6 protein-coding genes are annotated in these 8,425 nt (G+C 67.9%); 3 read left to right on the top strand and 3 right to left on the bottom strand.

Features of this window, described 5'->3' with window-relative positions; genetic code table 11:
* The coding region (locus ACWEVN_RS43790) for a S53 family peptidase (protein WP_452055224.1) at positions 1–1,221 on the bottom strand (1,221 nt) is incomplete at its 3' end.
* 790 nt (positions 1,222–2,011) lie between these two features.
* Between ACWEVN_RS43790 and ACWEVN_RS43785 the strand changes: the two genes are divergently transcribed.
* Positions 2,012–4,375, top strand: coding sequence for an ATP-binding protein (locus ACWEVN_RS43785; protein WP_452055223.1), 2,364 nt, complete (start codon positions 2,012–2,014; stop codon positions 4,373–4,375).
* On the opposite strand, the gene ACWEVN_RS43780 is transcribed toward ACWEVN_RS43785, so the two are convergent.
* Positions 4,329–5,507, bottom strand: a complete 1,179-nt coding sequence (locus tag ACWEVN_RS43780) for a cytochrome P450 (RefSeq protein ID WP_452055222.1) — start codon at positions 5,505–5,507, stop codon at positions 4,329–4,331. The genes ACWEVN_RS43785 and ACWEVN_RS43780 overlap by 47 nt on opposite strands.
* A 343-nt stretch (positions 5,508–5,850) precedes the next feature.
* Here ACWEVN_RS43780 and ACWEVN_RS43775 point away from each other — a divergent pair, with 343 nt between their 5' ends.
* Positions 5,851–6,330: an ImmA/IrrE family metallo-endopeptidase gene (locus ACWEVN_RS43775; RefSeq protein WP_452055221.1), complete on the top strand. Its 480-nt coding sequence runs from the start codon at positions 5,851–5,853 to the stop codon at positions 6,328–6,330.
* Entirely contained in the window at positions 6,323–7,525 is a 1,203-nt protein-coding gene (locus ACWEVN_RS43770) for a hypothetical protein (protein ID WP_452055220.1), read from the top strand. The genes ACWEVN_RS43775 and ACWEVN_RS43770 overlap by 8 nt, the downstream gene beginning before the upstream one ends.
* 30 nt (positions 7,526–7,555) lie before the next feature.
* On the opposite strand, the gene ACWEVN_RS43765 is transcribed toward ACWEVN_RS43770, so the two are convergent.
* Complete coding sequence (locus ACWEVN_RS43765) at positions 7,556–8,203, bottom strand: hypothetical protein (protein ID WP_452055219.1); 648 nt, start codon at positions 8,201–8,203, stop codon at positions 7,556–7,558.
* Positions 8,204–8,425: the final 222 nt, after the last annotated feature.

Raw genomic sequence — 8,425 nt, 5'->3', positions numbered from 1 at the left:
GTTGCCGGCGTCGCCGGTGGACACGGTGATGGTCTGGCCCTGGATCGCCGCCTGCAGCGCCATGGAGTTGAACTGGTCCCGCGCCGCCTGCGGCAACGAGTTCTCGCCGTCGGCGTTGCCGTAGCTGTTGCTGATCACGTCCACGGCGTTGTCGGTGACGGCCTGGTTGAACGCGTCGTAGATCCCGGTGCCCTTGCAGGTTTTCCCGGCGTAGTAGCGGATTTTCGCGGCCGGGGCAATGGTGTGCGAGGCCTGCACGTCCAGGGTCTGCTCGGCGGCCCAGCCCTCGGCGCCACACTCGGTGGCGTCGGTGAACCCGCCTTGGGGCAGGACTGCGCTGTACTGGCCGGATGCGAGCGGTGGGACGCCGAGCTGGGCGGCGGCCTGGTTGGTGTCGGCGACGACGGTGTCGGAGTTGTAGGCGCCGACGACACCGATCGTCGTGCCGGCACCGGTGTTTCCGTTGCTCAGCTTGTACATCGCTCGGACCTGGGTGCCGGTGTAGCCGCAGAGGGAGTTGGACTGGGATCCGGCGGGGTACTTCTGCGGGACGTCGGTGTTGTTCTGCTCGCCCCACCAGCGCGCGCAGTGCTGCTCCGCCGCCGCGGCCGGGCGGGTGTGCTGGGGCTTGAGCAGAGCGGCGCTGTCGTCAAGCCCGAGCACCGCGGTGATCGACGCGCGCAGCGAGGCCGGCACGGTGACCGGCGACGTCGGGGCGGTAAGGGTCCGGGTGGCGCCGTCGATCCGGGTCCGGAATGCGGCGATCCTCGTACCGAATGCCGACTCCAGCGCTGAGGTCGGGGCTTCGGCGTCGACGAAGTGCCGGTTGGCGCTGACCCCGGTCACGTGCAAGCCCTGGGTGTCCAGCCACTGCGACACCTGCTCGACGGTGTCCTGAGTCGGGGCGAATCGGTCGAGGAACTCCTGTGAGGACAGGAACTTCCCGTGTCCGGCGGTGCCGGGTGTGGCCAGCTGCGCGGCGAGGTGTTCGGCGCCGGGCTGGTCGCGCAACGCGAGGGCGACCTGGATGTGCCGCACGGTGTTTCCGTTGGTGCGGGCGACTTCGGTGTGCGGGGTGGCCCAGGCCGGGGTGCTGCCGGCGATGGGCGCGCGGTCACCGGTGTCGCCGGCGGGGGTGCTGGGTGCCGCGACGGCGGTGGCCGCGGTGGAGGCGAGTAGGGCCGCGGTCGCGGCGAGGGCATGCCAAAGACGGCTGTGCATCGAGGTTTCTCCTTAAAAGGAAGGGAAAAGCCATCCAGCGTGAATGCCCGTCGAGTGATGGACGTGCTGGAGGGTGTGCCTCGTGCCGCAGCCAGCGATACGCGAAGAGGGGCTGAGCGGAGACTTCGGCTGGTGTGGAACTGGCCCACAGAGGACCTGGTCATCGTGGAGGTCGCTGCGCGACCGGTGCGAACGAAGTGCGGAGATGGCCGAAGGCGGGACGCGACAACGGCGGTCCGCGAGCCGTCCCGGCGTATAGTGTTGCCAGTGGTCTGAGCACGAGTAAGTCCCAACGTGGGTAGGCCGACCGCGCATGCACCGCGCCTCCCCCGGCGTGGAACACGATCCGCCTTGCTGAGACGAACAATAGCCCGATCTCGGCAAAAGTCAACGGGTGTGGCCCATTGATAAAGCGTCCTTGAGTGCGCCGAGTAGCTGTTACTGCGCAAGGTTGCGATAGGTATTGCGTTAAGTGCTCTCGGTAAGCCGCATGCAAGGCCATTTTCGGCCGATCGACCGAAAGCCCGTCCGACTACCGAGAGTAGTTGCACTGACGCTACCCGGTTGTTGACGATTAACCCGATCGAGTGTTGCATTGGTTAATGCTTGAGGGCTGCGGTGTTACCCGTGGTACGAAACATGACGCGGAGCGCCGCACACCTCGGGTGACGCGGCGCTTGCCAGTAAGGGGTCGTCGAAGGCATCGATCGATGCCCGCGACGAGCGGGAACGGGGCGAGGAGGGGCAATGCCGGAGTCGCAGGCCACGGCAGGGTGCAACAGTGTCATTGATGGTGCAACGCATCGGCGTCATGGCGCGTAGGCCGCTGCCGAGTGCCGGTATACCGGGTGCGGCCTATTCGACGACACTCATCGGTCAATCACACAAGGTGACTGAGGTCGAGGGCTATATCGACGAAGGCGACCCGGTAGTGGTGGTGACGGGCAGTGGCGGAGTAGGAAAGACTCGACTGGCCGGTGAGGCTTTTGAGCAGCGACGCGACGCCTACGACGCGGCCGCCTTCCTCCGCCTTGAGGAAATAAGCGGTGAAGCCGGCGACGAAGCGACAGTAGAGCGAATCTGCAACTTGCTGCTCGCAGATTTACACGTCGCGAATCACCAGCCCGACGCCCGGCCGCTGGACGTGCTGATCGGTTTCTTGTGCGACCGCAGTGTCTTGCTTGTGCTGGACAACTGCGAACAGCTGCTCAAGCCCGTCCAGGAACTTGTGGACCTGCTGATCAACCGGGCGCCGCACCTGCAGATCATCGTGACCAGCCGCGCCTGGCTGGAGATCCACGGCGCCCGCATCGTGCACCTCAATCCCCTCCGCGTCCCAGAGGAGGACGCCGGCCGCGTCGAGGCCGAAGAGTGCGACGCGGTGAAGCTGCTACAGGACCGCGCTGCGCTCGCCGGATGGCCGCTGACCGCAGACGACGACTGGTCGGTCATCGTCCGCCTGGTCCGCTGGTCCGACGGTATTCCGCTCATCCTGGAACTCGTCGCGGCCCAGCTGAGCACCGGACGATCGCCCCGCGTGGTATTCGAACGCCTGGAAGGCGGATCGGCCTTGAGATATGCCCCGGGAACCCGTGGAGTCCAAGCTCATCATCTGGCTCTGGACGCGGCGATCGGTGAATCCTGGAAGCTGTGCACCGAGGTGCAGCGGCGGGTGTGGGCGAGGCTGACGGTGTTCACCGGCGGCTTCACCCTCGAGGCGGCCGAGCAGGTCTGCGCGGACGCCGCCGTCGACCGCGCGGTGATCCTGACGACGCTGGACTACCTGGTCCGGCACTCGATCATTGAAGGCGCGTCGGCAGACGGTCGCTACCGTCAGCACAACTACCTGCGCGAGTACGGCCGGCGACGCCTGACACAGTTCGGTGACCAGGACGCGATCGAGGAAAGCCTCTGTGCATGGGTCGCGCAGCTGGTGCGCGACGCGGCTGACGGGTGGTTCGGCCGCGATGAGATGTGTTGGCTGACCGGGGTCAACGCCGAGTCCGGCAACATCACCGGGGTGGTGACGTGGTGTGCCGAACGCGGCCAGGTGGAGCGCGGTTTGACGATCATGGTCGACCTGCTGCGTACCCGGGCGCCGTACTTCTTCGCCACCGAGATCCCCGTGTGTCGCCAGGTCGACGACCTTTTGCGGGCCGGCCCCGCGGAGCCGTCGCCGGTGCGGGTCTCGGCGCTGGCGATGGTCGGCTGGATCTGGATCGCGATCGGCGCTCGCGAGCGCGGCAAAGCCCATCGCGACGAATGCCTTGACCTCGCCCGGCACATCGGCATGGAGAACGCCCCGGCGGTGCTGTTCATCGACGGCACTTATGACGCGCTGGCGATGGGCCTGCGCAGCGGCTACGCGAAGCTGGAGGCGGCCCGGGAGGGTTTCCGCGCGGCCGGCGCCGATGGCTCGGCCTACATGGCGGCGCTCTTCCACGCGTTTACCGCGGGTCTGCACGGCCCCGTCGAGGAGGCCGATCGCATGTCACAGTGGTGCTTGGACGAGGCCTACGCTCGTGGTGCGAAATGGGCGATCACCTGGGCGGAATGGACCCGCGGCCTGCCCGAAGGGTCACAGCCGCAGGCGAGCGCCCGCAACGCGCTGCACGCGCAGGTGAAACTCGGCGACCTGTGGGGGCCCGCCTGGGGGGTAGAAGAGGAAGCCCGCAAACGCGTGCTGGCCGGCGATCTTGTCGGCGGTGCCCACCTGTACGGCGGCTCGGACAGCCTCCAGGCCCGCCACGGCGTCCGGTTCAACGGCCTGCCCGGGTGGCGCCATCACCGGGACATCGCGATCGACGCGATCATCGACGGCATCGGCGAGGAGGCGTTCGAAGCCGCCCGCCTGACCGGGAGCCGATGGCGTGACGAGCAGATCGTGGCGTTCGCTCTGGGCGAGGCAGACCCTGTGTCGCCGCGACCGACTCGGCGCCAGTGGGAGATCGCGCGGATGGTCGGCGAGGAGATGTCGAATATCGAGATCGGCGCTGCCCTGCATGTGTCGGCGCGGACGGTCGAGGGTGAACTGACGAAGATCTACCGGCGCCTGAACCTGTGCGGCCGCACGGAGCTCGCCGAGTGGTATCGGCACACCTCGGCGCTCAGCGACGGCTCCAGCGCACCGGAAGCGCCGCCACCCCGCGGATGATCCCGAACGTGCGCCGCACGGAGGCGTCCGGCTGAAGGCAGAAATCGGGGAGCGCGCGCAGCAGCTCCTCGAGCATGACCCGCAGCTCGACCCGAGCCAGGTGGCGGCCGAGGCAGCGGTGCTCGCCTGCGCCCCACCCCAGGTGCGGTGTCCGGCTGCGCTCGCGGTCGAGGCGGAAGACCTCGCCGTCGTCGAAGCGGCGTTCATCGCGGTTGGCGCTGCCCCACGCCAGCAGCAGCCGGTCCCCGGGGGAGAGCGGCATCCCGCCGAGCTGGGTGTCGACGGTGGCGGTACGGCCGGTGGCCGCAACCGCCGGCTCGTAGCGGACCAGCTCCTCGACGAACGCCTCGACCTGCCCCGCATTACCTGTCACGCGCTCGCGCAGCGCGGGGTCTTCCAGGAGCTGCAGGATCGCGGTGGCGCAGGCGTCGGCGGTGGTCAGATGCCCGGCTGCGACCATCAGCATCGTCATCTTGACCAGCTCGTCCTCGCCGGTGATGCGCCCGTCGACCTCGGCGGTGACCATGCGCGAGAGCAGGTCATCGCCGGGGTAGGCGCGGCGTTCGCGGATCTGTCCGAGCAGGAAATCCGCGTACACCCGTCCGATCTGCTGGGCCTCGCTCACGGTCTCGGCGCCGTAGAGAGCGCGCACGTGCTCCGAGAGCCACGCCCGCTCCAGTTCCGAGAGCCCGAGCACCCGCCCGATCACCAACGGCGGCACCTGCTGGGTGTAGCCACTGACCAGGTCCGCCGCACCGCGGGGGATCAGCTCCTGCAGCGTTTCCCGGCAGATCGCCCGGACGTACTGCTCCTGGGCCGCCGCGGCCGCCGGGGTGAAGAAGTCCATGAGCGCGCGCCGCCACTGGTGATGATGCTCGTCGTCGGTCTCGAACATCGGCGCCACGGCCTCCCGCATCTCGGTGACCACCGCCGCCGCGCCCAGCCCGTCGACGTAGGCACTGAACCGGTCCGGTGCCTGCGCGGCCTCGCGGATCTCGTCGTAGCCGGTCACCAGAACGAACCCATCCAGCTCACCGCTGCGCGCGACCGGACACCCCCGGCGGATCGTCCCCAGCGTCTCGTAGGCCGTTTCGGCGACCGCGGGATCGAGATGGTTGAACCCGCGTGCCATTGTCGCCGGATCACTGTCAGTCTCGCGCGTCGGCGCGTCCCCCGAACTCAGCACCATGACTTCTGACTAGTCGGCCGCAGACCCCGGAATCAACCCTCCACCAGGCAAGAATGCGGCCCGCGCGGGAAATATGCGGGCCCCGCATCCACCCCGCAACGACCGCAAACACCCCCGCAAACGAACACTGCGGGATCCAGCGGGCGTCTCCGGGCGTCTGAGGTGTATCGCGTCCGTCAGTATGGCGGCAACGCTCTGACCTGCTTCGATAAAGGTCATCAGTGCTGAGCGTGACCAAGGGGGCCGGTGGGGACCGGCTGGATCCAACCAACATCCAGGGGCGACAGTGGAGACGACAGAATACGAAGATCACGAGTTCATCCGGCACTGCGACGGCATCATCGCCACGCTGCCGATCCGATACCCATTCGATGTGCATGCCTTCATCGACGCCTTCGGCGAACAACGAGGAATAGCCGTCGTTCTAGGCCGAATGCCGACCGGGAGAGGCGGGACCAGCGGGCTACTGGTCCGCGCGCGGACGCAATGCTGGCTCGGGATCGCGGCCGCCGCCGTACCGGCGCACGTCGCCCACATCACCTACCACGAGATCGGACACTTGGTGCTCGGTCACCCCGGCGACTACGTCTGCGGCCGCCGCTCCTGTCCAGACGACCGTTGGGAGATCGAAGCCGAACAATTCGCCTACCGGTTGCGCGCCCACATCCGGGCCGGGATGGCACGCCACCGCGACCGGCTCCCGCCCGGCCGCAGGGCGCTGCGGGCCGCGTTCGGATCCCGCCGGCACCTGTGCGCCGATGCCTGACGCGGTCGCTGTGCTCTGGTACGGCGCCGCAGCTGCCGGCGTGACCGAGTCGGCCCGGAAAGCGCTGGTCAATCGAGGGTTCGGCTACACCCTCAGTCGCCACTTCCTGACCGCCGGCATCGCCTGCATGGCCTTGTCGCTGGCGGCCGGGGACCCGATGACGCTGGACTGGGCCGATCAGCTGACCGGCCTGCACAACGTGGCGATCGTGGTCCACAACCTGCTGGCCATGCTGGCGATGGTCTTCACCGCCGCGTTCCTGCACACCCTCGGGCAGCTGCGCCTCCCCTTGCCCGGCGTCGTCACGATCTTCGTGGCCTGCGCCGCGGCGATGGTCACCCTCTACGTACTGGCCGGGGCGCACACGTCCTTCTTCGGGTCGCCCCAGAACCCCACGTTGCCCTCGCAGCTCTACAGCGCGATCTACCTGACCTACATGGTCGGCTGGCTCGCGGCGCTGCTGCTCGGGTTGACCGTGGTCGCGATGGGCGAGGTAGCCGGGGTCCGCGGCGGAGTCACCCTGGCGCAGCTGGGGGTGGCGGTGTCGCTAGTCGGGCTGTCCTGGCGGCTCGGCGTCGTCCTGCGCCTGCTGTTCGACCCGCATCACCCGCCTCGCGGCACCCACTTCGCGGTGTTCACCGACGGCGTCGGGCTGGTGCTGTTCATCGCCGGCTCCGTGTTCGCCGCCGCAACCCGCAGAATGTTCGACCGACGCGACCAGCGCCGCACACAACGCCAAGAAGCCGCCATCGAGCGGCTGTGGCGGCGCGTGCGGATTCTGCTCGTCCACCGCCGCCGGCCGCCGTTGACCTCGATCCAGCAGATGGTGGAGATCGAGGACGCGCTGCTCATCGTGGATCAGCTGATCGATTCCTCGACGCGGTCCGCGATACGCAACGACCTGTCGGACCTCGTACTGCTCTACGAGATGGATATCGAGCCGATGGCGACCGCCGTCGAGATCGAGATCGCCATTGCCGTCATCGTCGCGCGGCTATCGCGGCCGACGGCGGTGCACGCCGAGGGCAACACCGACGGCGCCGATGACACCGAGGCGTGGTGGCCCGAGACCGAGCGGCTGCCCGTCGACGACGACCAGCGAGCCAGGTGGCTGGCAGCTACCGGAGCAGCGCTGAGCGAGCGTCGAGTACGGCGCTTGGCGAAGAAACTGGGACCGAAGCCGCCCCGCCGGTAGCAGAGCGTGACAACAAGTCGCCGGAACCCGTCAGGTGGGCCGCCCGTGGCCGGTGCCGCGGGCGGTCCGGGCGATCCGTTCCAGCACTTTCAGCAGCTGCTGCTTGTCGGCTTCGTGGGCGCCGTCGAGGTAGCTGGCGATTCTCCGGGCGTTGACGTCGAGGCCGCCGAATTCGGTCATCAGCTCGTGGGCTCTGCGGTCGGTCTCGTCATGCGGCAGCTCGAAGGCCGCTGCCGGAACGTTGGGGTAGAGCAGCTTGTGATGGATTCGCCAGAACTCGGCCAAGGCATCGTTGATCTGCGGGCGCGTGTTAGCCCGGACCCCGCCCTTGAAGTTGTGGAGGGCCTGTTTGGTCAAGGTCTCCCCGCTACGGGCCTGAACCCACCGTGCCACCAGCGTCGCCGGGGCGACGAAACTCCGGAACCCGGGGGCCTCGTCGGCGGCCAGGCGAGCGATCTCGTCGGGATCGGTCACGGGTTCGCCGTCGAGCACGTAGTAGGTCGACTCGTGATCGAACAGGTACGTCAGCCGCTCGGCGAAGGTGTCCAGGTTGAGCAGTTCAAGCGTCAGCTGCTGCTGCGAGGCGTAGGAGCGGCGCGGTATCGGCGAGTCCAGGTACTCGGGCGCAGTTTTTTCCCAGCCGTCGAATACTGGTTCATCTTCGTATCGTCGTCCCACATCGCCCCCACCATTGCCGTCATCACCTGGCGTTTGCTTCGCGGTAATGCCGGCATTTGACACCTAGCGAGTTGCGTCTACCATCGAAGCAAAGAGCCACACTCGTTGCCAGTGTCTTCGGTTTGCCGAGAGAAAGCAACCTACGCCACCCCGTCCAGGGGGTTGGAGCACGGTCCCGCTGTGACCGCCGCACCCTTCACCGGCGCACCACCACCGCTGAGG

The sequence above is a fragment of the Amycolatopsis sp. NPDC003861 genome (assembly GCF_053605405.1).
The sequence above is the reverse complement of the archived record's forward strand: the minus strand, read 5'-3'. Positions and strand labels throughout refer to the sequence as shown.

Bases quoted from the DNA above. Each gene is read 5' to 3' on its own strand.
- ACWEVN_RS43785 (WP_452055223.1), top strand. From the start codon at position 2,012: ATGGTGCAACGCATCGGCGTCATGGCGCGTAGGCCGCTGCCGAGTGCC.
- ACWEVN_RS43780 (WP_452055222.1), bottom strand. From the start codon at position 5,507: ATGGCACGCGGGTTCAACCATCTCGATCCCGCGGTCGCCGAAACGGCC.
- ACWEVN_RS43770 (WP_452055220.1), top strand. From the start codon at position 6,323: ATGCCTGACGCGGTCGCTGTGCTCTGGTACGGCGCCGCAGCTGCCGGC.